General features: G+C 41.2%; 25 protein-coding genes and 2 pseudogenes. 16 read left to right on the top strand and 11 right to left on the bottom strand.

Features of this window, described 5'->3' with window-relative positions:
* The 3 genes and pseudogenes from N482_RS24470 to N482_RS17640 form a co-directional block, all read left to right on the top strand.
* A pseudogene (locus N482_RS24470) lies at positions 1–383 on the top strand (IS4 family transposase); the annotation flags it as partial.
* Between the two features lie 222 nt (positions 384–605).
* Positions 606–1,805 (top strand): aromatic amino acid transport family protein, encoded by a 1,200-nt coding sequence (locus N482_RS17635; protein WP_081228050.1) that lies wholly within the window; start codon positions 606–608, stop codon positions 1,803–1,805.
* A gap of 178 nt (positions 1,806–1,983) precedes the next feature.
* Positions 1,984–2,865, top strand: a complete 882-nt coding sequence (locus tag N482_RS17640) for a hypothetical protein (RefSeq protein ID WP_063378291.1) — start codon at positions 1,984–1,986, stop codon at positions 2,863–2,865.
* Positions 2,866–2,882: 17 nt separating this feature from the next.
* Here the strand turns inward: N482_RS17640 and N482_RS17645 are convergent, their stop codons facing one another.
* The 3 genes from N482_RS17645 to pomA all read right to left on the bottom strand — a co-directional run bounded on the left by N482_RS17645 (position 2,883) and on the right by pomA (position 5,299).
* Complete coding sequence (locus N482_RS17645) at positions 2,883–3,410, bottom strand: hypothetical protein (RefSeq protein ID WP_231100887.1); 528 nt, start codon at positions 3,408–3,410, stop codon at positions 2,883–2,885.
* Between the two features lie 182 nt (positions 3,411–3,592).
* The gene (locus tag N482_RS17650; RefSeq protein WP_063378292.1) at positions 3,593–4,528 is read right to left on the bottom strand and encodes a flagellar motor protein MotB; all 936 of its coding nucleotides are present in this window, start codon (positions 4,526–4,528) and stop codon (positions 3,593–3,595) included.
* 3 nt (positions 4,529–4,531) lie between these two features.
* Positions 4,532–5,299: a flagellar motor protein PomA gene (gene pomA / locus N482_RS17655; RefSeq protein WP_063378293.1), complete on the bottom strand. Its 768-nt coding sequence runs from the start codon at positions 5,297–5,299 to the stop codon at positions 4,532–4,534.
* Positions 5,300–5,547: 248 nt separating this feature from the next.
* On the opposite strand from pomA, the gene N482_RS17660 reads away from it, so the two are divergent.
* From N482_RS17660 to N482_RS17690, 8 genes are all read left to right on the top strand, one after another.
* Positions 5,548–5,790 (top strand): exodeoxyribonuclease VII small subunit, encoded by a 243-nt coding sequence (locus N482_RS17660; RefSeq protein ID WP_063378294.1) that lies wholly within the window; start codon positions 5,548–5,550, stop codon positions 5,788–5,790.
* Between the two features lie 4 nt (positions 5,791–5,794).
* Complete coding sequence (gene ispA, locus N482_RS17665) at positions 5,795–6,682, top strand: (2E,6E)-farnesyl diphosphate synthase (RefSeq protein ID WP_063378295.1); 888 nt, start codon at positions 5,795–5,797, stop codon at positions 6,680–6,682.
* Positions 6,683–6,795: 113 nt separating this feature from the next.
* A complete protein-coding gene (dxs, locus tag N482_RS17670; protein ID WP_063378296.1) occupies positions 6,796–8,661 on the top strand; it encodes a 1-deoxy-D-xylulose-5-phosphate synthase in 1,866 nt (621 codons plus the stop codon).
* Positions 8,662–9,372: 711 nt separating this feature from the next.
* Positions 9,373–9,609, top strand: a complete 237-nt coding sequence (locus tag N482_RS17675; RefSeq protein ID WP_063373003.1) for a helix-turn-helix transcriptional regulator — start codon at positions 9,373–9,375, stop codon at positions 9,607–9,609.
* Between the two features lie 203 nt (positions 9,610–9,812).
* The gene (locus tag N482_RS17680) at positions 9,813–10,466 is read left to right on the top strand and encodes a hypothetical protein (RefSeq protein ID WP_063378297.1); all 654 of its coding nucleotides are present in this window, start codon (positions 9,813–9,815) and stop codon (positions 10,464–10,466) included.
* Between the two features lie 235 nt (positions 10,467–10,701).
* A complete protein-coding gene (locus N482_RS17685) occupies positions 10,702–11,979 on the top strand; it encodes a hypothetical protein (RefSeq protein ID WP_063378298.1) in 1,278 nt (425 codons plus the stop codon).
* Positions 11,966–12,127, top strand: coding sequence for a hypothetical protein (locus N482_RS24955; protein ID WP_155730632.1), 162 nt, complete (start codon positions 11,966–11,968; stop codon positions 12,125–12,127). Before N482_RS17685 ends, N482_RS24955 begins: the two co-directional genes overlap by 14 nt.
* A 126-nt stretch (positions 12,128–12,253) precedes the next feature.
* Entirely contained in the window at positions 12,254–13,327 is a 1,074-nt protein-coding gene (locus N482_RS17690; RefSeq protein WP_063378299.1) for a PAS domain-containing protein, read from the top strand.
* Between the two features lie 86 nt (positions 13,328–13,413).
* Here the strand turns inward: N482_RS17690 and N482_RS17695 are convergent, their stop codons facing one another.
* The gene (locus N482_RS17695; protein ID WP_063378300.1) at positions 13,414–13,899 is read right to left on the bottom strand and encodes a Spy/CpxP family protein refolding chaperone; all 486 of its coding nucleotides are present in this window, start codon (positions 13,897–13,899) and stop codon (positions 13,414–13,416) included.
* A 338-nt stretch (positions 13,900–14,237) separates the two neighbouring features.
* Between N482_RS17695 and N482_RS17700 the strand changes: the two genes are divergently transcribed.
* From N482_RS17700 to N482_RS17710, 3 genes are read left to right on the top strand one after another with little or no spacing between them, the layout of a single operon-like run.
* Positions 14,238–14,924 (top strand): response regulator transcription factor, encoded by a 687-nt coding sequence (locus N482_RS17700; protein WP_063378301.1) that lies wholly within the window; start codon positions 14,238–14,240, stop codon positions 14,922–14,924.
* Position 14,925: 1 nt separating this feature from the next.
* A complete protein-coding gene (locus N482_RS17705; protein ID WP_063378302.1) occupies positions 14,926–16,311 on the top strand; it encodes an ATP-binding protein in 1,386 nt (461 codons plus the stop codon).
* Positions 16,295–17,251: an alpha/beta fold hydrolase gene (locus N482_RS17710; RefSeq protein WP_063378303.1), complete on the top strand. Its 957-nt coding sequence runs from the start codon at positions 16,295–16,297 to the stop codon at positions 17,249–17,251. Before N482_RS17705 ends, N482_RS17710 begins: the two co-directional genes overlap by 17 nt.
* Here the strand turns inward: N482_RS17710 and N482_RS17715 are convergent.
* From N482_RS17715 to N482_RS17735, 7 genes are all read right to left on the bottom strand, one after another.
* Complete coding sequence (locus tag N482_RS17715) at positions 17,206–18,054, bottom strand: cation diffusion facilitator family transporter (protein WP_419555046.1); 849 nt, start codon at positions 18,052–18,054, stop codon at positions 17,206–17,208. The genes N482_RS17710 and N482_RS17715 overlap by 46 nt on opposite strands.
* A 561-nt stretch (positions 18,055–18,615) precedes the next feature.
* Positions 18,616–18,789: a hypothetical protein gene (locus N482_RS24960; protein ID WP_155730633.1), complete on the bottom strand. Its 174-nt coding sequence runs from the start codon at positions 18,787–18,789 to the stop codon at positions 18,616–18,618.
* Positions 18,790–18,833: 44 nt separating this feature from the next.
* A complete protein-coding gene (locus tag N482_RS17720) occupies positions 18,834–19,340 on the bottom strand; it encodes a hypothetical protein (RefSeq protein WP_063378305.1) in 507 nt (168 codons plus the stop codon).
* A 24-nt stretch (positions 19,341–19,364) separates the two neighbouring features.
* Entirely contained in the window at positions 19,365–19,505 is a 141-nt protein-coding gene (locus tag N482_RS24965; protein ID WP_155730634.1) for a hypothetical protein, read from the bottom strand.
* Positions 19,506–20,713: 1,208 nt separating this feature from the next.
* Positions 20,714–21,178 carry a tRNA (cytidine(34)-2'-O)-methyltransferase gene (locus N482_RS17725; RefSeq protein ID WP_063378306.1) on the bottom strand — a complete coding sequence of 155 codons (465 nt, stop codon included), beginning with the start codon at positions 21,176–21,178 and terminating at the stop codon, positions 20,714–20,716.
* 312 nt (positions 21,179–21,490) lie between these two features.
* The gene (gene recA, locus N482_RS17730) at positions 21,491–22,540 is read right to left on the bottom strand and encodes a recombinase RecA (protein WP_063378307.1); all 1,050 of its coding nucleotides are present in this window, start codon (positions 22,538–22,540) and stop codon (positions 21,491–21,493) included.
* A 65-nt stretch (positions 22,541–22,605) separates the two neighbouring features.
* The gene (locus N482_RS17735; protein WP_063378308.1) at positions 22,606–23,097 is read right to left on the bottom strand and encodes a CinA family protein; all 492 of its coding nucleotides are present in this window, start codon (positions 23,095–23,097) and stop codon (positions 22,606–22,608) included.
* A 22-nt stretch (positions 23,098–23,119) separates the two neighbouring features.
* Here N482_RS17735 and mutS point away from each other — a divergent pair, with 22 nt between their 5' ends.
* Both mutS and N482_RS25720 read left to right on the top strand, forming a co-directional pair.
* On the top strand, positions 23,120–25,699 hold the full coding sequence (mutS, locus tag N482_RS17740) for a DNA mismatch repair protein MutS (RefSeq protein WP_063378309.1): 2,580 nt from the start codon (positions 23,120–23,122) through the stop codon (positions 25,697–25,699).
* A 166-nt stretch (positions 25,700–25,865) separates the two neighbouring features.
* Positions 25,866–26,456 (top strand): annotated as a pseudogene (locus N482_RS25720) (IS4 family transposase); the annotation flags it as partial.
* Positions 26,457–26,502: the final 46 nt, after the last annotated feature.

Here is a 26,502-nt window from a genome sequence, read left to right on the forward strand (position 1 = left end):
GGAAAAGTGAGGGTACAGACATAGAAGGGTTGCGATTACAAAGCCAAGACAACATGGAACGACTGGTAACCATTAATGGTTTTATAGCGACACGAATATGACAACTGAAGTTCGCAAATGACCTTCCAGAGAATCGAAGTTGTGAAGAGGTATTATCTATTAAAGGGTGGAAATTACTATGGTTAAAAAGGATAAAAACAAAGCTGCCAGATAGCGCTCCAGATATAAAATGGGCGTATCAAAAACTAGCCAAATTGGGAGGCTGGAAAGATACAAAGCGCACAGGGCGAGCATCAGTTAAAGTGATATGGCAAGGATGGCTCAAATTACAAGCTATCCTTGAGAGCTACGATTTAGCAAAGTCTCTTGAGTCAGACTTGTGATCAAGAGACAGGCTTATACTGGCTTTTTTATTTTTAAACTAAATCAAAGCGTCTACAGATAGCATCATAACTAACAACAAGTTATCTTCACTAAAAACAAAATAAATTAACTTTTGTAAGACATAAATTACAATCCTTTACTTTGATTTTGAGCCAAGCTATTTCAATTTTGTTCAGACCGTTATATTGTGCCTGTTTCTCTCACAAATATAGGGGCAATTTGTGCTTAATAATAAAACACTGGGCAGTATGCTGATTGTCGCAGGCACCACAATTGGTGCTGGTATGCTCGCTCTGCCAATTGCATCAGCGGGGCTCGGATTCACCACTTCGCTCATTTTAATTATCGCAACTTGGTTGTTAATGACTTATACCGCCCTGCTTATGCTTGAAGTCCACCAGTTTGCTAATCAAGAAGCCACTTTAAATACATTAGCGAAACAGATCTTAGGTATAAAAGGGCAGTATATTGCCAACTTTTCAATGGTCTTCTTATTTTATGCACTTTGCGCAGCCTATATCGCGGGTGGCGGCTCCCAGTTAGGAGAAAAACTCAGTAACCTAGCAGGCGTGAAAATTGCTCCTCAAATAGGCTCCGTCGTTCTTGCTGTGATTGTCGCGACCATTGTTGCGCTAGGAACTAGCACAGTAGATAAACTAAATAGAGTGCTATTTACAATTAAAATCATCGTACTTGCTAGTTTGTTTTTCGTTTTAACACCTTATGTTCACGGTCAACACTTATTAAATATGCCGATTGAACAAGGTCTTATCTTGTCGGCCATTCCAGTCATTTTCACGTCATTCGGGTTTCATGGTTCCATTCCATCTATCGTTAAGTATGTCGGACTAGACATTAAAACTTTGCGCCGTGTGATGATAACAGGTGCCGCTTTACCGTTGACTATTTACGTTTTTTGGCAGTTACTTAGTCAAGGTATCATGGCTCAAGAAGCACTGCTCCAAAGTGAAAACCTTCAGGGCCTAGTTACCTCAATTTCAAGTATTGCCCAAAGCTCTAAAGTACATACCTTTGTTACTATTTTTGCAGATTTAGCGCTCGCAACATCATTTTTGGGGGTTAGTCTGGGACTGTTTGACTTCTTTGCCGATGCTTTTAAACAAAACAACAACGGCATGGATAGAGTGAAAACGGCTTTAATAACGTTTATACCACCGCTTGGTTTTGCACTTTTTTACCCACAAGGATTTATCATGGCGCTAGGCTATGCTGCCATCGCGCTAGTCGTATTAGCAGTATTTCTACCAGTAGCCATGGTTTGGCAACAAAGAAAAGAGAACATGTCTGGCTACCAAGTCAGAGGGGGTAACTTAGGGCTAGCTTGTGCGGGCTTATGTGGCTTGCTTATCATCTCTGCACAATGCTTACAAATGTTTGGCGTAATACCGGCATTGGGGTAATCACCTGAAATACATGTCCTTAGGAGATAGACTTTCTATCTCCACTGTCTTTGCGTGGTAACTCCATCTACCACGCCTCTACAATCTCTAATATATCACTACCACTTTCTTACAATTCTAGTGTCGATTTTCACCTAGTGCGATGTATATAATAGGTTCAATCATAAAGGAGTTAAGAATGAAACAGGCTACATTGGCGCTAGTGCCACTACTATTACTCAGCGCATGCGGCGGTAAGAATGACTCGCCATTACAGCGAGATAATAGTTCTAATTCAGATACACCGACTACACAAAACCCAAGTACAGGGCAAGATTGCGGTGCAAACTTTAGTGCTGAGCGTTCGCTGAATAAGTTTGAGTTTTCTAGTGTATTCTGGCAAGTAGAAGGCGAGCGCCTACAATCTAAGCCAGAGTTCAGACTCTATGCAGATAGCCGCTCTCTCGGTGCTACACATACAATTACTTCGGATAAAACACTTTGTCTACTCGCTGCCAGTGTTTTTGGCTCAATCAGCGCAGAAACATGGGATGGCGATGACAATGCATCTTTTAAAAAGGGTGAGTTATACTATTACGCTCCCGAGTTTAAATTTAAGACGGGCCTACCAGACATTACCTCTCTTACAGATTGGCGTTCAAAAAGCCAGCCTGAGAAAATAGCACAATCGCTAGAGAGCGTTAACCTAACAATTCACTACCGAGATAAAGACAACAACCTAATAACGTTGGGGGATCCACAAACAAACATGAACTCCATCATATTAAGCTGTGATCAAACAGAATTTGATATATCTCTCTCTTTACAGCAAGTTGCTAACTCAGCTCTCGCAACGCTCGACCCTGCATATTGCGAAACACAAACAATAGGCAACGAAGCGCAAACGTTTTGTTTATCTGCTGGGTTTGAACAAGACATTAAACTTGAAAGCTGTAAATTTGACCTGACTAAGGTGTCATTACCAGATCAAAGAGGGAATAAAACATCTGTTCAGGTATCGGGGTTATTGGAATTTGCTCAAAGCAGCGCTGAGCTAAAAATCACAGATATTGACTTATAAGACTGACTAATAGGGCTTTAGCTTTTTATGGAACTATTCTTCCACTTGAGCTTTTGCCCAAAGTGCCATAACAAAGGTATGAAGCACAGTATAATCGTGACGGTATTGACGATTGGCAATACCGATTTGTATATGTAAGTCGAGTAGCTCAAGTCCATTAAATGTCTATCAACTAAGCGGAACAACTGCAATATGGGCGCAGGTAACACCACTAGCTGAACCATTATACTCTGCCACATATACATTTTATCTTTCAAAGCCCAGTACGCCACAATGGCAATGAAGATAATATCATTGAGCGCCCAGATAATATAACGGTACACTTTGTCATCGTCGAAATCTTTGACTAAATCTACTGTAAAAGCACCGACTATATAAAATGCAAGGCACAAAAAAGAGTACCTAAAGGCCTGTTTATCTTTTAAAACAGCAAAAACAACACAAGCCAATAAGGCGAGTAGAGTAAGCCAGTTATCCAAAATAGCTATGTAAGAAGTATGGAACTCATAGCTATTCAAATACGATGTTAAATCAGTAGACTTCAATTTTATTGCTTATCTAAAAATTAAAGAGAACTATTTATCTTGTTTGTCGCCATCAGTGCCAGATCCATTACCACCAGGCATATCGGCAAACTTATAAAGCTTAGACATAATAAACTCCGTTAAAAAAGAATAATTTCAGGACAACATACGTTAGCCCAAAAATGTACATCACGCAATGTTTTCTAGTTACTTTCCCTTCTAACTTCAATAGGATCGGATTCTTTTGCTTTACCTTGTAATATTGAAATTTCTACGCGCCGATTACGTTTTCGGTCAGTGTCGTTTGCGTTTGGAACTAAAGGGCGAGTACCTGCGTGGCCTACTACAACCATACGATTTTTGTCAAAACCACTGACCGTTTCCATTTCACTCGCCACAGCGACAGCACGAGTCGCTGACAAGTCCCAATTATTATAATAAAGCTCATTAGACACCTGAAAATCATCGGTGTGCCCCGAAACAGTAATTTCACCTGGGACATCTTTTAATAGCTCTGCAATATCATGGATCACGGGCTTAAATTTTGGTTGTAAAAATGCACTTCCCGACGGAAATGAGCCATTCTCTTGAATGCGGATAATAATTTGCTGGCCAAGAGATTCTAATTCTATTGCGCCATCCATAATCTGCTTTTCAAGCTGTTGTGAGATTTTTTTAACCAGTTCATTCACTTGCTCTTGGTCTGCAGCTGCAACGGCTTGCGTCATAGATTGCTCTTGAGCAGTACTGGCTGACTCGCCTCCCCGCTTGTTACCACGCTGTTCTTGCCTACCACCAGCTGAGCTCTCCTCACCCGCTTGAAACTCTAACATTTGCTGAGTCATCTCAACGGTTTGCTGTTGAATCGTTTCTATCGGCGTAGGCTCTGGTTTACCGGGCGTAAACTCCATTGCGATTACACTGGTCCCTTTGGGAATATCTTTTACTTCTATTTTATTCTGCACACCAAACGCAAACTTCATAGAGCCAGCAATTTGCTTAAACTTCAGCACGTCCATTTCTGAAAACGCTAAAAGTAAAACGAAAAAGCACATTAACAATGACATCAGATCTGCAAAAGTCCCCATCCACGCTGGCAAGCCAGGGGGGGGACATTTGCATTCGTTTTCGTCAGACATAGCCTACTCCTCTGCGCTGTCACCGCGTTTTGACTCTGGCAAGTAGTTTTTCAAAATGCCTTCTATCACTTTTGGATTTTGACCATCTTGAATGCCTAAAATAGCGTCTAGGATTAAACGTTGATTACGCTCTTCTTCGTCTTTTCTCAGCTCAAGCTTTACTTGAATAGGTATTGCAACAACGTTTGCTAAAAAGGCGCCATACAGCGTTGTTAATAATGCTACCGCCATCGCAGGGCCAATTGCTTTAGGATCATCCATGTTTGATAGCATTGCAACTAGACCGATTAATGTACCAATCATACCCATTGCCGGTGCAATATCTGCCAGCGATTTAAATAGCCCTGCGCCTAACTCATGGCGGTTAGCTGTCAAAGCAATGTCTTTTTGCAGCGTCGCGCGCACTACATCAGCATCGTGACCATCGACTAGCATATCGACCCCTTTTCTCATAAATGGGTTAGGTATCTCTGCCTCTTCTAAAGCGAGAAATCCACCTTTACGCGCCGAGTCTGCAAGCTCTACTGCTTTTTCAATTAATTCTTCAGGCGTTTCAATTTTAAACATGAACGCCTTGCCAGCTACTTTACCAATGCCCAAAAACTGCGCTATTGTAAAGTTCGAAAGCACTATAAATATTGAGCCACCGAATACAATAACCACTGAAGGAGTATTGTAAAACATGGCGAGTTGACCATCACTACTTAGAACCATCGACATAACGATCAAACCAATGGCACCAAGGATACCTATAACGGTTGCTAAATCCACACACCCTCCAAAGGTATTTATCCGTGAAATATCACGCAGTTATTGTTATACGTTGAGTTATCGGCAGGTTTTGCAATAACTTAATTCAATTATATTAAAAACCCTTTAAATTGCGAGAATATACGTAAACATTCAATTCAATTTGAGTCATAAGGATAGTAAAAAAGTCTATCAGATACTTTGACCTCTATCTTTAATAACCATAAAATTGAATTCTTAAAGGTTTTGCGTAAAAGTAAAGAGAAGATATGGCAGTTAAAAAACCAGAAAATATGAGCTTTGAAGAAGCTGTCACAGAGTTAGAAACTATCGTGCAAGAAATGGAGCGCGGAGAGTTGACTCTTGACCAGTCCCTGAAGCAATTTGAACGAGGTGTGAAACTAGCCCAAGCGTCAAATCACAAACTTCAACAAGCAGAACAGAAAGTATCAATTTTACTCGCTAATGACGAGACGACCACACCCAGTGAGTTTGCGGACCAAGTGGAATAATTGCGTGGATTTACAACAAAAACTCAGCATCGCTAGACAAGATGTAGAGCAAACAATACAAAACTATTTTGCGCAAGACCTGAATACAGATCCGACAGCTAAAGCAGCTGCACTATATTCTATTAGCAATGGCGGAAAGCGATTGCGACCATTTTTAGTGTATGCCACAGGCGAAATGCTCGGTGCAAATAAACAAGACTTAAATATCGCTGCAGCGGCCGTAGAGTGTGTACATAGTTATTCACTGGTACACGATGATCTGCCAGCCATGGATGACGACGATTTAAGACGAGGCAAACCAACTTGCCACATTGCGTTTGATGAAGCACAAGCAATTCTTGCGGGAGACTCTTTACAAACATTGGCGTTTGAATTGTTATCTTCTCACAACTTTATTGTACCGCCGAGCCAGCAGATCAGAATGATCAACGCGTTAGCACAAGCATCGGGACTGCAAGGCATGGTTGGCGGTCAGGCACTTGATATTGCCGCAACAGACAAATTGATCGATTTAGCTCAATTAGAGCGTATTCATAGACTAAAAACTGGCGCTTTACTTAATTGTGCAATCGAATTAGGGGCACTTTGTGCACCCGATGTTTCAGACTTAACTCGTAGTCAACTAAAGGAGTTTGGTTTAGCTATCGGATTAGCTTTTCAGGTACAAGACGATATTCTCGACATTGAAGGAGATACCAGTACGCTGGGGAAACCCCAGGGCTCGGATCTACAGCACAATAAATCTACTTACCCTGCTTTACTGGGCATGGAAGGGGCAAAAAGCAAAGCCAAAATGCTAATTGAACAAGCATTACAGGCTTTGAATAAAATAGATGCTGATACCCGCTTACTGGCTGAGCTAGCACAATATATTATTGCTAGAGATCATTAATCTTGGCCCTGTTGTAAATGACTATTTAGTGACAAGTTCCCTTTAAATTTATAAAACTATTGGCAAGCTTTGTATATAATTCAGCAAGGTTTGCTAAGGATATTACAAATAATATGACTCTTGATAGTAGCAAGTATCCCCTATTGGCACTCGTTGATCAGCCTCAACAGTTGCGCCAATTACCGCAGCAAAAGTTAAATGACTTTAGCGCGGAGCTGAGAGGTTATTTATTAGACTCAGTGTCTCAAAGTAGCGGCCACCTAGCTTCTGGGCTAGGCACCGTCGAATTGACCGTGGCGCTCCATTATGTGTATAACACACCGACTGACAGGTTGGTGTGGGATGTTGGTCACCAGGCGTACCCCCATAAAATCCTAACTGGCCGAAAGGGTCAGATGCACACCATCCGTCAAAAAGATGGACTGCACCCGTTTCCATATCGTGAAGAAAGTGAGTTTGATACATTCAGTGTTGGCCACTCTAGTACCTCTATTTCAGCAGCCTTAGCAATGGCAATTGCAGCCGAAAAGGAAGGGAAAAATCGCAAAACCGTAGCCGTGATTGGTGATGGAGCTATGACCGCGGGTATGGCTTTTGAAGCAATGAACCATGCAGGCGACGTGAAATCAGACATGCTGGTTATACTGAACGACAATGAAATGTCGATTTCGGAAAATGTCGGAGCTTTAAATAATCATTTTGCACGCATCTTGTCAGGTAGCTTCTATACCAATATTCGAGAAGGTGGTAAGAAACTTCTCTCAGGGGTTCCACCTGTAAAAGAACTAGCCAGCAAAGTAGAAGAGCACTTAAAAGGTATGGTTATTCCTGGCACATTCTTTGAGGAATTAGGTTTCAACTATATTGGCCCTATCGATGGGCACGATGTAGACATGCTGGTTGACACCTTGCGTAACATGCGCAATTTAAAAGGTCCGCAGCTTCTGCATGTTAAAACGCAAAAAGGCAAAGGCTACCAACCGGCCGAAGCCGATCCGATAGGCTATCATGGCGTACCCAAGTTTGACCCAAGCGTACATAGCTTACCTAAATCAAAGCCGAGCGCGCCTACTTTCTCTAAGGTATTTGGCGACTGGTTATGCGATATGGCGGCCCAAGATAAAAACTTAATGGCTATAACGCCAGCCATGCGAGAAGGTTCTGGCATGGTGAAGTTTTCTAAGGAATTTCCAAAGCAGTACTTTGACGTCGCAATTGCGGAGCAACATGCTGTAACTCTAGGTGCTGGATTTGCTTGTGAAGGCTTAAACCCAGTCGTTGCAATCTATTCTAGCTTTTTGCAACGAGCTTATGATCAGCTGATCCATGATGTTGCACTGCAAAACTTACCGGTCCTTTTTGCAATTGATAGGGCTGGTATTGTCGGTGCAGATGGCGAAACTCACCAAGGAGCCTATGATCTAAGCTTTATGCGCTGTATCCCGAACCTAGTGGTAATGGCCCCGAGTGATTTAAACGAGTGCCGACAAATGCTTTATACTGGACACCTGCTAAATCAGCCTGCGGCAGTAAGATACCCAAGAGGTTCTGCTGGTACTGCTGAGGTAGAACAAACGATGACGCAATTGCCTATCGGCAAAGCCAATCAGGTTCGTAAGGGACAAAAACTCGCTATTTTGAACTTTGGTACTTTACTAGAAAATTCCCATCAAGCTGCTGAGCAGCTGGATGCGACACTTGTTGATATGCGCTTTGTTAAGCCATTAGATACTTCGTTGCTCGAAGCACTAGCAGAAACACACAGCCACTTTATAACGTTGGAAGACAACGCAATTGCCGGTGGAGCAGGTAGTGCAGTCAGTGAATTCTTCGCTCAAAACAAAATCACACGACCAGTCATGCATTTAGGGATCCCAGACGAGTTCATTAAGCATGGTACTCAAGCAGAGATGCACAGTGAAATGGGTCTTGATGGTGAAGGTATTTTAGCGTCTGCAAAACACTGGCTTTCAGAGTAGGCCATATTCAGCTGCCTTTAATTAGGCAGCTCCTCACCCAAATTTTAAATTACTCGTATCTGCTCCGATAAAGTCTATACATTTGGACTCCACACTCTCTTATGCATATTAATGCAAAATACTCAATAAAATTCAAAGTGCAAGTCGTTCAGTGATCGCCCTGTTTTACTAATGATATAATTAACCTAAAAATGACCTTCCTAAGTATATATTCCGCCAAAAGTTAAGTTTTAAAATAAATATAATTATAAAAAATTAAATGCAATCATAATGATAACGTGATTAATTTCACTTTAATATCGTTTTCAGCATCCAATTCATCACTTTTGACGATTGATTTTAAACCTCATTTAATGAGTAGTTAATTACGCTTTGCCCTTTTTATGCAATATTTCCTACCTAAAACAAAGAAACTATGAAACATTTCATATAGTTGAATGAACAATAGACAATATTAATTTTATGTGATAAAAATCTGTAAAAATTACAATCTGTATACGAAACTCGCTTTGATTATATATGTATGAGCGTGTAGTTATTTGTCGCTGAGGCAGGCTTATTCTCTAAAACAGCTTATGCTATATAAAGTTACTGATAATGTGTAACGCCTTAATAGAACACATATTAACTTTAGTTCATGGCCTCACAACAAAGTTTCGTCTTTAAAATGTTGTAAATTTGTAACGGATTCGGTATTAAGGTAAGGGGAATATGGTGGATTTTTTTGCAAGATATATCACAGGGGATGACCTTAGAGCACTGCGCAAGAAGAAAGGTGTCACAACAGCAATCATGGCGAAACATTTAGGTGTATGTCGCAAAACATACGAAAATTGGGAACGTGATGTTGGACAACCAAAGCTTAATCAGTTTTTCGCTATTTGTGCCTACTGCTCCATTGATTTAACAGATTTAATTGCAAAAATCCGAGGTCAACAAAGCTCCTAAAGGACAGCTTGCGATGGTAGGTTTTAGTATACAGCATTCAAATCAAGGTTATGAAAGCTCTAACAATCATTTATATGATAAAGGCGTAGAGCTTTTTGGGGGAATAAGAACTCACTATTTTTTTTACACAAAGCAATACATTGCTCAATATCATTTACTTCGCGACTAGCAGCACACGGATCAATCAAGTTACAGCACAACGAATGAAAGTCATCGCAATCTTATTCGCTGCCACTTTAATCATGTATTTAACTACCCATGTGTTAGATGCAGTAAAGGCAGAAATTCTTTATGTCAGTGTTATCGTTTTTATCGGTATCTGGTTTCGTATTAATATAAACATTGCACACATTTGCGCCCTGCTCGCGTCACAGCACATTGTGTCTATCATTATTTTTCACTTCAATTTATTTCCTGTTGAACCTGATGCACCTTGGGTTTGGCATAATGCTCGTGCTTTTACTATCCACTTTATTTTGGACTTAATCCTGTTCTTCGCAATTGGTCTGCGGCCAGCTATATCTAGGTGGATAAAACGACACCTCGATGATGCTAAGCAAATGATATATATGACTAATGCTGATATCACCTTACTGAGTATATTTGGTTTATTCATGCTGGTAGACGGCCTCGCACTGGTAGAGAACTTTTTACGAAACTTGCGATACTTAGGTATAACCGGGCCACTCTCTACTTACTTCCAAAATTGGACTGGGGTTTATTATAACTACGAGCTCATTAAGTCTTTTATTTTGGGCTTAGAAATGATCGCAGTGCTCTCAATCATCAAACCATCTGTTCGCAAAAAGTATCACTTTAAACAGCCTTTCAAAGCACCTTCCCAACAAAACTCGTGATTTTAACTAAGTAGTTAAAACTTATCTCACAGCACTTAATTTATGGCGATATTACAATGTTAATACATCGCCATAAACTAGATCCAGTTATATGATGATAAACTTTCATGTTCAGTAATTTACCTTAAAACAGCATGTTATAAATGCACCTGCACTGTACAAAAAAAACCCTCTTGCATTTAATTTTCAATTTTTACAAAGATAAAGCTGGATACAACAATAAAGGAAAATTGACATGAAACACTACGCATATGTGGGATGTATAATTGGATTGATACTCCTACTCCAAAGTAACTTCGCACACTCTCAACCATACTCAGTTGGTGTCACATATATTGCTGCAACTGACTATAGTCGGACAGAAAAGCTGACACCAAGGTACGATGACTATCGGGACGTGCTAATTAAACTATGGTATCCGATCACGCAAACAAATGACCTCGAAGAGAGTTATCTGCATTTTCATACCGAGGAGTTCCCCTATTCAATCGCAACCCCATCCGATCGTGATTACCAATTCCATTCATATTTAAAAACATTGCCATTCAAGACTTATAAAAATGCGCCAATAGCCCATTCTGATGCTCCCTTCCCAGTAGTTTTGTACTCTCATGGCTATCAATCAACGGTCGAAGATAAAGAAATATTAATGATAGAACTAGCCAAACGAGGCTATATTGTTGCAAGCGTCGGACACCCTCATCACGCTGGGTTTGTCACTCAGAGCCATAAGCAGAGTGCCACTTACGATCATGAGGCTCGTAAAGATGATTTTTACATTAGTGACCAAGCTGATGTGAACTTTGATGAGTTGGTTGCTGAGCTGTATCAATTAGCAGGCCGACCGCTGAATGAAGATGAAGTTGCGCGCGTTTATCAGTTAATGGCATGGGCTGAAGGTGACCGCATTGCACTCAGCAGTTGGGTGCAAGATATGTATTTTGCTTACGACCAACTCGTTCGTCTTCAATATGGCCAGTATTGGGGCATCAATTATTTAGGAGAGCATCTTGGTACATTTAAAGGCAAGCTCGACTTAACTCAGATCGCAGCGATTGGGCTGTCTTTTGGCGGACCGACAGTCGCAGCGTTTTGCGAACAAGTATTCCAATGTAAAGCTGCTATCAATTTGGATGGCCTACACTTTAATTTATCGCCTACTACTCCACATTCAAAACCTTATTTGATGATGCATTCTGATACACCACTGAGTGCCGATTATACCGTCGTATTTAACCAGCAGAAAGCTGATACCTATATGATGAAAGTCAAAGAGGCTTTACATTGGGATTTCTCAGATTATCCCTACGTATTTCCTAACGACAGAAACCGAGAGTTTCTCGGCACAATAGATCCTTATGTTGTCACCGATCTTGTGAATACCGCTAGTGTTGAATTTATAGATTTATATTTAAAAGGGCTCGGAAGCCGCAATCAATATCTTGAAACGCTATCTAATTTTGAACAAATCCGATTACAGACAAAAACAGGAGAAAACAATGAAAATCAATAAAACTAAGCTTAAAAACCTTAGCTCAAAAAAGCGATTAGATAAGCAAGTAACGCCAAATGTGAATGGTGGTGCAATATCCGTGTTGTACGGCGCTTGCCTCACGGCACCCGAGTTTTGTGGCACGCTGTCTAAACTCACTTACTGCTAAAGAATATTATGCCTCTCATTTAAGAGGCATTTATAAAGTTTTATATCTCTTCTACGATTCTGGCAATTTGAGTAAATCAGGCAATACTTAAAATTCGATAGCCAACAGCCAACTAGGGTTCTGTTTATGCCAAATCAAGCAAAAGACATGGAAGAGATGCTGTTTTTCAGCCAAATGCTCAATGAATGCTCACCGCTGACATTGCTACAACAAATATTGATCCACTCTCATCATGCAATTGTGATAACAGATGCAGACGAACAAGCTGGCTATCGCATCGTGTATGCCAACCCGGTATTTTGCCGCCATACAGGGTATGAGCTGGCAGAACTTGTCGGCACCTCGCCAAAAATACTACAAGGGCCAAAAAGCAACAAACGCGTGATTGAAAAACTGACGCCAACACTAAAAGAAAGAGGTTTTTTTTACGGTGCTTCAATTAACTATAGAAAAGATGGCAGTATGTACCCGGTTGAGTGGAATATCTCTGAAATCAAGAATGAACAGGGTAAAGTGACACATTATATTTCCATGCAAAAAGACTTGAGCAACTTCAAGCGGCTGGCTGAAAAGGTCAAAAAATCAAATGAAAACTTTAAAAAGTTTTATCTGTCCACCACTAAAAAGAACAAAAACGCAGAAAACCAAGACGTGGTCGAATCTTTAAAAAGCAATGAGAAAATCTACGCTGGTGGACTGAGAAATGAAGAAAATGCGGATTTGTTTGAAGACGCATTTTTTGACTTCTCTCCTGATGAGCTGGGTGCACTTGGCAATAAACTTGATAAAGGTACCCTCAGCGCAAATGAATTTTGGGCAGAAAATCCAATTGATGAAGAAGATATTTCTGCACTTATTGAGTCAATTCAAGAGGTTGATGTTGAACTTGGCTTGCTGCAATCTCAGGGGCAAAGCAAGGAGCGCTTGGAAAACATTGCTAACGGCTTTAAAGAAGTCGCCAATAACCTTTATTTTTGTGTTGAGTTTAATGATGGCGCACTCATTATTGACGAGGTTGCTAATGTCTTAATGATACTCGATGAAAATCATGACTTTCCCGTCGATACACTGCTGACATTTAATAAGGAGGTGTATGAATGGTTAGATGGCACTGTAATCAGTAAACACACTGATAATATATTTGACGGTGAGAACAACACCATAGCCGCAGGCAATCAACTCCTTTTATTCCTTAGATAATATTTATTAGACGTCCGCTCAGAGAAATAACATCAAGCTACACTGCTGAGCGACCGTAACGTCTACCGCTTTCCATATTGCAGTCATTAATTTTTATGGTGCATTTTTGCTAAGAATTTACCTTTTCTTTTTGCGATTTTTTCACGCTGATCGGGAGTCAGAATGTGATGAATGGCATGTCTTGCCTCCAACATGGTTAGCATAAATGCCTGCTTTTTAGGCGCATACTCTTCAAGTAATAATTGTGCTTGAGCCTTGTCAAAAGTCTCCGCTTCAATCACTTCTTTAATGGCTTTGCGAGGCTTATTTTGAGGTTGCGTTTCTTTTAACGCAGCAAAACGCGCTTTATAAGTCTCAAAGACTGACTTCAACTCAGTCTGCTGTGCATCAGACAAACCTAAATGGCGGACTGCTTTGTCTGAAAGTAACCTTTTTTCAATGTGCGCTAACGGCTTCATATGATGACGTTTCGCTTTGTGCAACTGGTGATTGCCTTCGTCTGCGAAAGAAGCTGCTGGAAGCATTCCCATCCCGACACAACTGACTAGTAATAGGCTGGCTAATTTTTTCATAGTGGTCTCTCCGGTTGATTATATTTACGTTCGACAGCGGTGCTCAGCAACGTCGCTCTGCATGGCACTGTCTGTACTCGTGACATGATGTAATTTAGCAAGCTCAAAGCAAAGCAACGTCAAGTCAGAGTAAAGTTTTGTCAACAGTGATTACAAAACATCTTAGGACATAGTGTTCATGACAAATGTGCAAAAATTATTGAAGCTGTATAGGTGCTTAGCTACATACGCTTCAACTCACAGATACCAGAAAAAATGCGTAAAGAAGTGTAAATTCCATCCTCGGGGATCTATAGTTAGGTACAATAAAAGCCATCTAAACTCGAAGATGTGACGTTATGAGTAATTCAGTTTTGATCATTGATGATGATCAGTCTTTATGTGAGCTGTTAGGCGAATATTTAGAAAGTGAGCAATTTTCAGTAACTTGCGAACATGACGGTGAAGCTGGTCTAGGTGAAGCATTGGACAGAGAATTTGCCGTCATTTTGTTAGATGTCATGCTACCTAAAAAAGATGGGTTTGAGGTATTAAAAGCATTGCGAGTGGAGAAAATGACTCCTGTCATTATGCTTACCGCAAAAGGTGACGATTTTGACCGAATCTTTGGGTTAGAGTTAGGAGCTGATGACTACATTCCAAAGCCCTTTAATCACAGGGAGCTATTAGCTAGGATAAAAGCAATAACACGTCGTGTTGCACACCTAACACAAACAACAAAAGAGCAAAGCTTAGCATTTCATGGCCTCTCTATTGATATTGCCTCAAGAAGTGTCACTTTAAATAACACCCCTGTTACACTCACGGGAACCGAATATGAGGTACTCTATCACCTTATGAAATCAGCAGGTGAAGTCGTTAATAAGCAAGCACTTTGCCAGCGGGTACTCGGTCGCCCTTTGGTTCCATACGACCGCTCTGTAGACATGCATGTAAGCAACGTAAGAAAAAAGTTAGCTCAATACAGCGACCACACGTTCATAAAAACATTACGTGGATCTGGGTATATATTTTTAACGGCTTAGTATGAAACAATTTTTAGCAATTAAAGTCTTTCTTTGGTTTTGGCTCACGGTAATTAGTACCCTTGCCATTATGGTCAGTGTCAGCTTTTTACAACCCGATGTACTAGCGTCAAAAGATATCTCTCCACCAATGCTGAAAAACTTGTTTCACATGAAGAAGTCTTTAGATAGACATCTTGAGCGCATGCCCGACAAATCTCTCGAGGAAGTACTGACCCATAGACGTCATGGCAAACGCTCTAAACTTTACCTCAAACATAACGATCCGGATAAAAGCATGATCAGTAACCCTGCGTTAAACCAGTTTGATTTAACATTGCTCAACTTTGCTATCGGTGGTGAACCAAAAGTGATTAACACAGAAAAATACCGTGCATATGGTCCTGTTAGCATTCATGCAAGGCAAAATGACTATCAGCTCTTTATGATACTAGATAATCGTGAGGGCGACTTGTTTCTCAAGGTTAAGTTGATGCCACGATGGATGAAACTTACGATTCTGTTGCTCGCAAGCTTAGTGCTCAGTTATTGGTTTGCTATGGGTCTTTTAATGCCCATCAAACAGCTTCAACAAGCAGCTGCAAAATTAGCCCAAGGGGATTTAAATGCAAGGGCTCAGATTGATAGCAAACGTCGAGATGAACTCGGGCAGCTAGGTAAAGACTTTGATATCATGGCTTCACAACTCGAAACACAAGTTTTAAGTCAAAAGCGACTCCTCGCTGATATCTCCCACGAGTTACGCTCTCCGCTGACAAGATTACAAATGGCAACGGCCATTGCTGCAAGTAAAGCCTCAGGGGAGCTAGATAATTATCTGCAAAGAATTGAAAAAGAGTCACATCTGTTGGACCATATGCTGAGCGATATTTTGCAGTTATCTCGTTTAGAGTCAGGAACCTCCAGCTTAGAGTTACATTCTTTGTGTATCGCAGAGCTCTTGGAGCCAATCATCAGCGACGCTCAGTTTGAATCTCAACAATTGAACAAGCAACTTTTCATTGGCGAGCTCCCCGAAGAGAACTTAGTTGGCGATGCTGTTTTACTCAACCGAGCAATCGAAAACATTATTCGTAACGCACTAAAATACGCAACCACCAAAGTCATCATTAAGTGCGAAGTTATTAATGAACAATTTGTTTTCCAAGTGGCAGATGATGGTGCTGGCGTCAGTGAAGAAATGCTCGATAAGCTGTGTATTCCCTTTTATCGCGCGTCACAGTCCAGGACACCTGACGTTAACCAAAAAGGTGGATTTGGTCTTGGACTAGCAATTGCGCAGCATGCGATAAAAGTGCATCATGGCCACATTCTCTTCAAGAACAATCAAGGACTGGATGTAACCTTGAGCATCCCTTTAACACAGCAGAATGATTTACAGCAATAGTACCGAGTTACCTCAAAATTTAGCGCTCATAGAGCAACATTGGCAACACTGTAGCAAAGGCGTTCTTAATTCGCCTTTTGGGGATATTTTTTACACTTATTACTTGCCTCAAACCCCTCGTTATACAGTGGTACTCGTCAATGGCCGTGTAGAGTGCGCTCATAAATACCGAGAATTGCTGTGGGAATTAGCACAAAATAATATTGGGGTGTTTACTTACGATCATCCTGGGCAAGGAATGTCCTCACGGTTAGTTGAAAACCCACAGATAGGTCATATTCAATGCTTTAGTCAGTTTTCACAGGTATTAAACCTAGTGATCGAAAAGCTAGCCAATCCAGCTACGCAAAACTGGTTATTTATGGCGCATTCGATGGGGGGAGCTATCGTATGCGACTACCTTTCACGGTTTCCTAATTCGGCAGCAAAAGGGGCATTTTTGTGTGCACCAATGCTTGAAATCAATACCTCTCCCTATCCATTTTGGCTAGCGAGCAACATTGCCAAATTAGCTTGTTTTTTGGGTCGAGACAAACACTATGCAATTGGTCAACAAGGCTACCAAACAAAGCCTTTTACTGAAAACGAACTCACACAATGTGAGTATCGCTATGATTTATTTCGTAAACTTTATGATCAACACCCACAACTACAGTTAGGAGGTGTTAGCTTTGGCTGGCTTAATGCCGCACTGACGCTGACAAAAAAACTGGGCAAAGACACCATAAAACACCCTGTCAGTATTGCCAGCGCAAACCAAGATACTATTGTCAAAGCCTGTGCACACCACTTGTTTGCACAGCGACACCCGCGTTGTGCTTTGAAAACATATAATGGAAAGCATGAACTACTGTGTGAATCAGACCCTATTCGCAATGCTGTATTGACCCAGTTTTATGACTTCGCAGATTCTGTCACACTCAGTGAAACTGGGTCTTGATGGACCAAAATATCAATTTCCCCTTTACTATGTGCTTGTATTTGAGAGACAACTTCATCTGCAACCTGATGGGCACGCATAAGTGGCATATTATCATCCAGTTCCAAGTGCAATTGTACAAACTTTACTTTACCACTTTGCCGCGTTCGTAAGTTATGTACGCCGAAGACAGACTCATGAGAGGTCGCAATCTCAACAATCTGTGCTTTTTCTTCTTCTGGTAGCTCCTTATCCATTAGGTGATCGGCACTTTCTCTGGCAATGTCCCAACAGTTATATAACAAGTAGCCAGCAACACCTATTGCAAATACTGAATCCGCCCACTTGACACCGTAGTGACTTAACAGCAAAGCGATCAATACCGCGATATTCAATAAAATATCGCCTTTATAGTGCATTGAATCGGCTTTTATCGCCAGAGACTGCGTACGCTTAACAACTTGATGCTGAACCAACACTACTAATAACGTGCAGAAAATGGCGAATAAACTCACCCATACGCCCATCATGCTATGGTTAATCACAACAGGGTTAAACAACCGTTCAACCCCATGAAACGCCAAAAAACATGCTGAGCCAGAGATAAACGCCGCTTGCCCCAAACCTGCTAATGCCTCGGCTTTACCATGACCAAAGCGGTGATCATCATCTGCTGGACGCAGTGCATAACTCAAAACAAAAAAACTCATTAGAGATGCAGTCACGTCTAACATAGAGTCCGTCAGTGAGCCAAGCATTGAAGCACTACCAGATGATAGCCAAGCCGATGCTTTGGCAAGTATCATTATTCCAGCCATCACGATAGTAAAAATGCTCGAAAAACGAACTAGATAATCATAATTACGCGTCAAAGTTACTCCCCCTTGTTGCACGCGTTCAACTCTCTCATCATACTCCAGATACGGAGTAAAATAGAAATAATAGATTACAAAAGCTTATTTTTAGCCACCTTGATAAGCACCTTGACTTGATATGCCATATCAACTCTAATTGCATGAATACCATAGATTTACATTTCAATGGTTTTTATAAACAGCTCATCATTGGGAGCAAACGCCCGATTTAATTAGGCTATGACTTATAATGACGAAATATGAATCGCCAAATTCATTTATTCTTGTTTAGGGGGGTTATCACCTCAAATCAGATTGATGGCCTGCACGCATCCACATTGCCAAAACAATCTGATAGAACGGCTTTTAAAAACTCACATTTTAATCATCAGCCAACCACTGGTACCAAATGCTGTGTTGCTTTTCAGTACTTTTAAGCGGCTGTACCAATGATTCTATTGACTCAGATTTAAGATCTAGTGCAGGGCTAAACGTTTTCTCATCCTGTGCTAATGTAACCCCATTCTGGCGTCACTTTTCCGTGACTTCACACTGTCCATTTTTACATACTACATCAGGTTCAGGCTTGGTGATTGCTTCTTCAGAAATACTCATCACATATCGTTCGTCTGTGCCTGCAAAGTCCTTAAATAACCCAAAGCTCCCGGCTGATATGCTAGTTTGTACGCCAGCGGTCTCTTCCACTATATGCTGTAAAAACTGGTAACTCCCTACGTGGGAAAGTGCCCCTAGGCCAGAGTCCGTATGAATGAGACAAATCTCTGATCTAAATTTGAAGAAGAGAGTGCATTCCCGCTGAGCAAACTATCTATCGTTGCTTGATTTTTTTCTGTAAAGCCGACACGAAGTTGATGCCCATGCTCATCGAAATGACCATTGTTAAAATTGTTTATCAACTTGCCATCATTGTGCTTTCTATAGTCACCGAGAACACTCGCAAGACTTTGAATATACTTAAAGTCAATGTCACTTTGATCTGCATACTCATACATGCCTGCCAATAATAAACGTCCCTTTCGAGTTAAAAACTCAAGTAGACTTTTAGAAGCGTTGGAGCGAGATATACCATCAACACCACTAATTACATTAGGTTCATTACCTGCAAAAATTTCTTTCACCGTCATCGTGTAATAGTGTTCAGACTGACTTGTGGCTTTATGTGGCGCTTTGCCCTGTTCATTGATAGCGGTTTCAAATTTGGATTGCGCATTTGAGACATATTGCTCAAAGATCATCGCTTTGCCAAGTATCGAGAAAGATTAAGTATGGGCATGTAATGCCTTTTCAAATGACACTATCGCATCAAGTGGGTTTTTATGCTCTAAGCTACCTCGCTGCAAGTTAGACAACGCTATTTGATCTAATACATGCCATTGTTCATATGCAGCGACTTTCTCCACATCAGAAATGTACCACCTGGGTCTAAAGCAATCGTCTCTAATTGAGCTTTAGACAATTGCTGAAACTCCCACCTTGCTGCGGCCATTTCCTGTTTATTAAACTGAGCACTTTTCAACCCTTTTTGTCCATTCTAGGCTGATGGCTGCTGGTTCACCGTGCATTGTTTATCAAACGTTGAGCATCTTTTAACTTCAATGCCAAAGATGAAAATGAGACATTTGTAGTGCTTGATTTATATTGACTGATTGGTGACTGAGTTTGCTGATAGTTTTTTGTCATGACACCCGTACTTGAACTCCACTTAGTACTTGATATATACATATTATCTATCTCTTCTAAGCATGATAAATTGCCACTATATTGACATAAAGGGGCAAACACTGACTAGTTGGCGGTATAGTAGAAAGTTACGTTCTCTTCTCTATATGGTTTTAAGTAATGGAAGCTGCCTGTCGCTTCAACCCTATGAAAAATAGATGCTGAACACCCGCTCTGAACCATTGGCTGTTAAAAGCGGTAACCATACCGGAAGAGTTTGGCACAATCTCCTTGCACATGAATGGGTTTGAACTGTAAGCACGGTAAAAACATAACTCTAAGGTCTCAGTTTCAGAATCTGAAAAGCTTGCAGATACATAGCTAATGCCAGAGATTGTGCCTGCTTTGTCTGTAAGGAATATCTCTTAAATCCATATTTAAAACAGAGAACAACTCACTTGATAGTCCCTTGCAGAACTAACATTCTGCTTGGTTGTTTCTGCTTTGTAATTGTGTCGTCTGTCGCAGGTGCTTAACCGCTTATTATCAGTGTGGATAAAAGTGAGCGAAGATAGACAATGTTTTCATAACAACTCCTTATTTTACTGTCTATTAGGTTATTTTTAGTTTCTACTAAATCGACAAAAGTATGATGAATGAACAACTCTGTCAATGCCAAAACCTCCACACTAAAGCCGCTTATTGTCCTAGGTCAAACTCATTATTAATATGTGCAGATGAAGAAGAGTGGATGAATGAAAAGCTGTTATCTATTGAATAAAAATATTTCTTGGATGCGTCAGAATACTTAAATCGCGTACTTAGTTATTAACTAAAAATAATATGTGGCGCTAAAACTGTTTTTCAACACGCACTACACATTTTAGTTAGCTCTAGAATTCTAGCGACAGACACGCTTTAACTTGACGTAGAGTTAAAGCGTGAAACGTTATTTCCCGCCCAAAAAGCCAACTTGGCGCCATGCTTCATAACTCACTATAGCAACGGCATTAGATAAATTCATGCTACGCGCATCGGGTAGCATTGGAATACGAATACGCTGCTCAGCTGGAAAAGAGTTACGAATTTCATCAGGTAGCCCTGAAGTCTCTGAGCCAAACAACAAGACATCACCTTCCTGATATTCAGGCTCATGGTGCGGGCGACTTCCCTTGGTCGTCAAAGCAAAAATACGCCTGTCTCCCATCGCCTTTAGAAATGATTCGTAGTCGGGATGAACCGTTACTTTAGCCATATCACGATAATCAAGTGACGCTCTGCGCAATTTCTTTTCATCCAAGTCAAAACCCAAGGGCTCTATTAGGTGTAAGTGACATCCATTGTTACTAACTAGCCTGATTAAATTACCAGTATTCTGTGGTAAGCGAGGTTCATGTAGTGCGATATGAAACATTGTAGTGTTAACTTCTTTAATTTTTCTATATGTAAAAATATTGTCGTATGCGTCTTAATTCTACACAGAAATAGAGTATTTTACAGAAAATTTATTGATAACTTGGGATTAAGACACGCTTCAAAACGTGAAGGTAGAATACTGTGAAATAGGGCTTTACGACTACCGAGCGAGAAATAAGGTGTTGCTGTTCACTTTTTGTCGAATACATCACACTCTCTTGCGCGTGCAACTCTTTACACATTCAACAAATACAAAAAACCGCTTAAACATAAGCGGCTTTTCTATTGAAGATGCGCTAGTTTTGGAGATTTATAGCTGATCTTCTACGTCTGCTAGACCTTTGCCCTCACCTTCTTCATCTTTAATTGTTGCTTGAAGAAGTAACATCTCACGCAGCTTGCCTTCGATTTCGTCAGCAATTGCTACATTTTCCTTTAAGAACTTAATTGAGTTAGCTTTACCTTGGCCAATTTTATTGCCATTGTAGCTAAACCAAGCACCGGCCTTATCAACTAACTTGTGTTTCACACCAAGGTCAATAAGCTCACCCTGCTTAGAAGAACCCTCACCATACATAATGATAAATTCAGCTTGCTTAAACGGTGGGGCTACTTTGTTTTTAACAACTTTCACACGGGTTTCGTTACCGACAACCTCATCACCTTCTTTTACAGAACCGATACGACGAATGTCTAATCGTACAGATGAGTAAAACTTAAGTGCGTTACCACCAGTAGTTGTTTCAGGGTTACCGAACATCACACCAATCTTCATACGAATTTGGTTAATGAAGATACAAAGCGTATTTGAACGCTTAATGTTACCTGTTAGTTTACGTAACGCTTGTGACATCAAACGTGCCTGAAGACCAACATGAGAATCCCCCATATCTCCTTCAATTTCGGCTTTAGGTGTCAGGGCAGCTACAGAGTCAACTACAATTACATCAACAGCGCCAGAGCGAACCAGCATGTCACAAATTTCAAGTGCTTGCTCACCAGTATCAGGCTGAGAGACTAGTAGGTCATCTACATTTACACCTAACTTTTCAGCGTATACTGGATCAAGTGCGTGTTCCGCATCAACGAATGCACACGTTTTACCCATTTTTTGCGCTTGTGCAATAGTTTGCAGTGTTAGCGTTGTTTTACCTGATGATTCAGGGCCATAAATTTCTACAATACGACCAGTTGGCAGACCTCCGATACCCAAAGCAATATCCAATCCTAGAGAACCGGTAGATACTGATTCTATGTCTAAAGCTTGGCTATCGCCTAACTTCATAATTGATCCTTTACCGAATTGACGCTCAATTTGCGACAATGCAGCATCTAATGCTTTTTGTTTGTTATCGTTCATCTGTTTCTCCAATCTAGCGTGTTGCCGACAAGTATACTGTATAGAATTACAGTATCAAGAGTCTTTTACTGATTTATTAAAGAAATTATTTTTTCCAATATAAATTCAATAGCTTGCAATCTAACCTCTGCACGTTCTCCAGAAAACACCTGCATAAAAGTATAGGTTTGTTGCTGTATATCCACGGCAAACCATACAGTACCTACAGGTTTTAATTCAGTACCACCTGAGGGGCCTGCTATTCCAGAGACTGAAATCGCAACATCTGCCTGAGCTTGTACTCTGGCCCCATTGGCCATTTCAATTACAGTTTGCTCACTTACTGCACCAAACTCTATGAGCGTTTGTTCGCGCACGTTTAATAAAGCTTGCTTGGCATCATTACTGTAAGTGACAAAACATCGGTCAATATAAGCTGAGCTACCAGGGGTATCTGTTAGTGCATAACTAACTCCTCCCCCAGTACACGACTCGGCAGTAGTGATCGTGAAGCTTTTATTCGTTAGAATAGTGCCCAATTGTGCCGCCAATGCGGCGATCTTAGTGTGTATTTCCATACAAAAAACCTTAGGTAGAAGCATGTCATTAGATCTTTATTCTGAACATACTATAAAGCAACAAACACCTATGATGCAGCAGTATCTTAGGATCAAAGCCCAACATCAGGATATTCTGCTATTCTACCGTATGGGTGACTTCTACGAGTTATTTTTTGACGATGCCATCCGTGCCGCGCAATTGCTAGACATATCGCAAACCCATCGTGGTAAAGCGGGAGGTAACCCTATTCCAATGGCTGGAGTGCCTTATCATGCCGTAGAAAACTACCTTGCTCGTTTGGTGCAAATGGGCGAATCTGTTGCGATATGTGAGCAAGTCGGCGACCCGGCTACGAGCAAAGGACCGGTTGAGCGCAAGGTTGTGCGTATTGTGACGCCAGGTACGGTCACTGATGAGGCATTGCTACAAGAGCGACAAGACAATTTACTTGCAGCTGTTTGGCAAGATAAAACCAAATATGGTGTGGCTTATCTTGATATTAATTCCGGGCATTTCAACATCGTTGAGCTGGCAACGGATGAAGCACTTACATCGACATTGCAAAGGCTGCAACCAGCCGAATTACTTTATCCAGAGTCTTTTCAAAACCTAATAGTGTTGGAACAAATCAAAGGCAGTCGCAGACGCCCAGATTGGGAATTCGATTTAGATACCGCTAAGCATTTACTGTGTCAGCAATTTGAAACCAAAGATCTTATCGGTTTTGGGGTAGAAAATGCCAGCGCGGGTTTGATTGCAGCAGGCTGTGTGATGCAATATGTTAAAGACACTCAGCGCACTGCGTTACCTCATATCAGGTCCATTACTCTTGAAAAAAATGAACACGCAGTGATCCTAGATGCCGCGACACGTAAAAATCTAGAGCTAACAATGAACCTGTCTGGCTCCATAGATAATACCTTGGCTCAGGTCTTGGATAAAACAGCCACTCCAATGGGTTCACGTCTGTTAAAGCGGCGCATTCATACCCCTGTTAGAGACAGACAAGAGCTGAACGCGCGTCTTAATGCCATATCAAGTATCTTAAACCTGCAGCTTGGCATGGATGTCTATGATGCCCTACGTCAAATTGGAGATATTGAGCGTGTTGTCGCAAGATTAGCTCTGTGTAATGCAAGACCTCGAGACCTCACTCGTTTACGCAGTGCATTACAAGCACTACCGCCTCTTCATCACTTACTCAATGATAATGATGATGAGCGCATACAGCAAATTAAAGCTCAATCACCAGAATTACCGCACCTTCAAGAATTACTAGAACGCGCGATCATTGATAATCCACCTGTGTTGATCAGAGATGGGGGCGTTATTGCCAAAGGCTATTCGGGCGAGCTTGACGAATGGCGAGCGCTAAGTGAAGGCGCAACAGATGTACTCGATCAATTAGAGGAGCGTGAGCGCGAAAGAACGGGGATCACTACACTAAAGATTGGCTATAACAAAGTACATGGTTTCTATATCGAAATCAGCAAAGCCAACTCTCACTTAGCTCCACCTGAGTATATTCGCCGTCAAACGCTAAAAAATAATGAACGCTATATCATTCCGGAGTTGAAAGAGCACGAAGACAAGGTCTTAGGCAGCCAATCAAAAGCATTGGCGCTAGAAAAGCAACTCTATGAACAGCTATTCGAGCTAATCGCTCCGTATATCGAGCAGCTCCAAGTTATGGCAAGTGCACTTGCTGATTTAGACGTACTCAATACCTTGGCTGAGCGTGCACAGGCTCTCGACTACTGTAAACCTGAACTGACCTCGGGAGATGAAATTCATATTGAAGCCGGTCGCCACCCTGTTGTGGAACATGTTAGCAGTGAGCCATTTATTGCCAACCCTGTACACCTAAATAGTGGACGTAAGATGTTGCTAATTACCGGCCCAAATATGGGTGGTAAATCAACCTACATGCGCCAAACTGCGCTTATTGTGTTAATGGCACATATTGGTAGTTTTGTGCCGGCAAACAGTGCGCAAATTGGTCAGATAGATAGAATATTTACGCGTATTGGTGCCAGCGATGATTTAGCTTCCGGACGTTCAACCTTTATGGTGGAAATGACCGAAACAGCCACTATTTTAAATAACGCCACAGAACAATCTTTGGTACTAATGGATGAAATAGGCCGCGGCACAAGTACTTATGATGGTCTTTCATTGGCCTATGCTACCGCTGATTACCTCGCCAACAAAATCTCTGCTAAAACGCTGTTTGCAACACATTACTTCGAATTAACAGAGTTGGCAGAACAACAAACAGGGTTGGTCAACGTGCATTTGGACGCGGTTGAGCATAACGATACGATTGCCTTTAAACACACAGTGCTAGATGGTGCAGCGAGTAAAAGCTTTGGCCTACAAGTAGCAGGCCTTGCTGGTGTGCCAAAAGCTGTAATTAAACTTGCAAAGCAAAAGCTCACGCTACTAGAACAACACCAAAGTGTTGTTGAAAGTACAGCTGGCAGTGCTCCTCAGCAACAAAGTCTCATCTTAAATAGTGAGCCTTCAGAGGTAGAGTTATTGTTAGAGACTATCGACCCTGATGAGCTAACACCAAAACAAGCCCACGCGTTGCTATATCAATTAAAAGACAAACTTTAATCAAGTAAAAAGGCTGCAATTTGCCTGTCTCTTATATACAGTCTCTTATATACAAATCCTCGCTAAGAAATTAGCGGGGATTTTTTTGAACTAAACTTCCTTAGTGTGATCAGATCTTCAAACCATACACCGAAGAAGATAATGATTAACCAACATACCAAGTGGGCAGAGCAATACTAACAGAGGGTTATGCACACACAGTGTGTTGTTGTTCGCACCTAAAGCTAAGCAAGTAGTCGGCCTGATTGAGCAAGCTAGATGGAGTCGAGACATTACTACGCGCGGAAAGCGACACCAACATGCCAGTCCCCCCTAAAAGAGAAAGAAAGCTATAAATGGGAGTCCGAATCACAAGCAATGGCAAAACGGCTTCAAGCGCAAATATCTAAGGTTATCTCCGTATGTGAGCGTGAAGCTGACATTTATGAATACCTTCAATACAAGCTACATGAGCAGCAACGATTCATTGTACGGTCGATGCAAAGTCGTCATATTGAAGAGGGAGAAGATAAACTCTATACATTTGCCAGCGAATTAAAAGGCGCAGGAACGATGTATTGAAATAGCGCAAAAAGGAGGCCGAAAATCGCGCACAGCCACATTGGATATCACCTTCGCCCCAGTGAGGTTAAATTACGTAGGGTGTGCAGAACGGAATAATCCCGATAGAGGCTTATACTGGTATTTACTCACTAACGACCCTGTCACGAACAAAGAAGAAGCACTCGAAATTATTAGGTACTATGAATATCGTTGGTGAGTTGAACAGTACCACAAGGCCTGGAAAAGTGAGGGTACAGACA

Source organism: Pseudoalteromonas luteoviolacea NCIMB 1942 (genome assembly GCF_001625595.1).
GTDB lineage: Bacteria > Pseudomonadota > Gammaproteobacteria > Enterobacterales > Alteromonadaceae > Pseudoalteromonas > Pseudoalteromonas luteoviolacea_A.